Here is a 2,460-nt window from a genome sequence, read left to right as displayed (position 1 = left end):
TCAAGCAGAACGCCGAAGTCCGGCTCGCCGACTCCGAGGAGCTGCTGCATGGTCCGGGCGGTCAGGCCAATCTTGCGACCCCGGATATAGGGCTCTTCCGAGTTAGCAGGGGTGTAGTTTCCTGGCCCTGAGCGGCGCTCGCCGTGATTGGCGGGTGCAGGCCCACCGTACTCGGCGACGTTGGTTATCGGGGTTGCGGAAGCCGAAAGCGACGCGTCCGACGTGCTTTACGATCCGGTTGTAGCCCTCACTTCGCGCGTTCGACAGGCCGGTGGTGATCGCGAGAAGCATTGGCTGCTGCCATGTTTCGATGGTTTGAGCGAGGTCGTGGATCTCGGGGACTTTGGTGGCGGCGCAGAATGCGTAGAACCGGTACAAGGCGGCGGCGATGTCATAGCGCATGCCGCCGGTCGCAGTGCAGGCCAGCACGTCGCGCAGCAGTTCTTTGGCGATCCAGGCGGCCAGGATGTCTCCGCCGGGGTCGGCGGCAGCCAGGGCGGCCACCAGGCGGTCGCGTTGGGTGTCGGTGAGCCGTTCGGCGGCGCGCAGCAGCCGGCGCCGGTTGAGCCATTCGGGGTCGGCCTTGCGGCCGCGGCGCCCGCGACTATCCCAGGTGGTCCGCCGGCGCACCTCCTCGACGGTCTGGTTGGCTCGCTTGACCAGGTGAAATCTGTCGACGATCAGCTCTGCGTGCGGCAGCGCGTCACGGGCGGCCTTGGCGTAGGTCATCGACATGTCGATCGCCACATGGGTGATCTGGCATCGCCACTGCGGGGTTCGTGCACCCAGCCAGTCGGCTACGGGTTTGGCTGATCGACCGTTGATTTGCACCAGCAGGCCCGCGTTGCCGGTGATGTCGACCAGGCCGGTGTCGAAGCGGTCCACCCACACTCGTTTGCCGGTATCCGGGCAGGTCTCGTACTTGGCCTTCCCGCGGCGGGTCTCGTCGATACCGAGCACGGTGATCGGTGCGGGTTCACCGCCGAGCACCGGGTCGGCGGTGGCCTCAACGGCTGCATGGCAGGTGTTCCAGGTGCAGCCGTAGTCTGCGGCGACCGCGGCAACCGGCCGGATGTCGTCGAGTACCGCCGAGGCCATCTCTGCTTTGGCCCGTGTGGTCACCCGTGCCCGTGTCGGAACACTCGGTGTGGCCTCGGTGAACGTCTTCTTGTCGCAGGACGTGTTGGTGCACAACCACTTACGTTTCTGCCACACCATCCGCGGCCGGTCCGGCCCGATCTTGATATCGCGTGGGCGAGTGGTGACCCAACCGCGCGACCGGCGCGACCGTGTACGGCACTTCGTGCACCGGCCGACGTAGTCGGGGGCGGTGTGCACCGTCACCACCCGCACGCCCTCGTCGTTGCGGTGCACCGTGTCGACGACGATGCCTTCGAGACCAAGCAGCAATGTACCGTTGGACAAGCTCGCGCCTTTCTGCGACCCGGATGTGTGAGAACACCCAGTCCACAAGGGCGCGAGCCCTCAATCAGTCACCGACACGATCCGAATCGGTCACACCAGACCCCCGCCAACTCGGAAGAGCCGGTGAAGCCTGCGTGTGCGATTGGTCGGTAGGGATTGAACTGACCCAGCCCACCATCTCCCATCACCTCAAGGTTTTGCGCGCCGCTGGATTGCTGGACAGCGAACGGCATGCCGCATGGGTCTACTACTGAGTGAATAGAACTGTGCTGCAACAACTCTCACACTTGCTTGGAACTGGCGCCCTCAGTCCTGCGTGCTGACCATCAAGATCTCCGCTTGCCCGACGAAGAACGGGATTGAACAAATGGGCGGGAGTGCGGTTGGCCCCGACGCGTTGAGGCACCCGCCCCGTCAATGCGGAGTGATCAATCTCATCGAATCAGGCCTTGATGTTTCCTTCGACGACCCACTGGTAACACCTGGGTCGCGTTGCAAGCTAACGCATCTCGGCCACTGCATCATAAGCTCGCTGCTGCGAAAGGCCCACGCGCCGGCCAGAACCGGCTCGAACCGGCCCAGCCAGTCCGCGCAAAAAAATGGAGGTGCAGGTAGCAGGCCTGGATGATTCCTACGCAGGACGCTTTCGAACATGGCTTGGTCTGATTGCCGCGGGCAACAAGTTAGGTGGTCGGAACGTGTCAAGGTCGATGAAACAAACCTGGGTTTGCTCACGCTTTGGCCAGGAACCGGGTCAAATAGAACGGTTCAACGGGGCCGATTTCGACCCCGGCTCCTACCGGACCGGAGGCTTCCTGAAACCGGGTGTCGAGATGGGAGTTTTCATGATCCCAGACGGATTCCCAGACGCCGTGCATAAGGTAGGCGCGCAACTCGCCATCAGGGGTTGCGTTGCGCAGTATCTCGGTCGATAGCGCCTTACGATAGAGTCGATTATCCTTGCTGCCGGGTTGGCCGATGCCACTTGGATCATCATTTGGCTGATAGGTTTCTTGCGCCACCTCGAGAAGTGGG

The 2,460-nt window shown here is 63.1% G+C and carries 2 protein-coding genes and 1 pseudogene; 1 reads left to right on the top strand and 2 read right to left on the bottom strand.

Annotated elements, in window-relative coordinates:
- Window positions 1–102: 102 nt before the first annotated feature.
- Window positions 103–1,425, bottom strand: coding sequence for an ISL3 family transposase (locus tag AC2VOG_RS05975; protein WP_486938997.1), 1,323 nt, complete (start codon window positions 1,423–1,425; stop codon window positions 103–105).
- A 23-nt stretch (window positions 1,426–1,448) separates the two neighbouring features.
- Here AC2VOG_RS05975 and AC2VOG_RS05970 point away from each other — a divergent pair.
- Window positions 1,449–1,676: pseudogene (locus tag AC2VOG_RS05970) on the top strand (ArsR/SmtB family transcription factor); the annotation flags it as partial.
- A 480-nt stretch (window positions 1,677–2,156) separates the two neighbouring features.
- Here the strand turns inward: AC2VOG_RS05970 and AC2VOG_RS05965 are convergent.
- Window positions 2,157–2,460: hypothetical protein (locus AC2VOG_RS05965; RefSeq protein WP_486938996.1), on the bottom strand; the 304-nt coding region annotated here is incomplete at its 5' end.

It is taken from the genome of Mycobacterium sp. TH-M11 (assembly GCF_057473725.1).
Note: the sequence above shows the minus strand (reverse complement) of the source record. Positions and strands in the feature narration are given on the sequence as shown.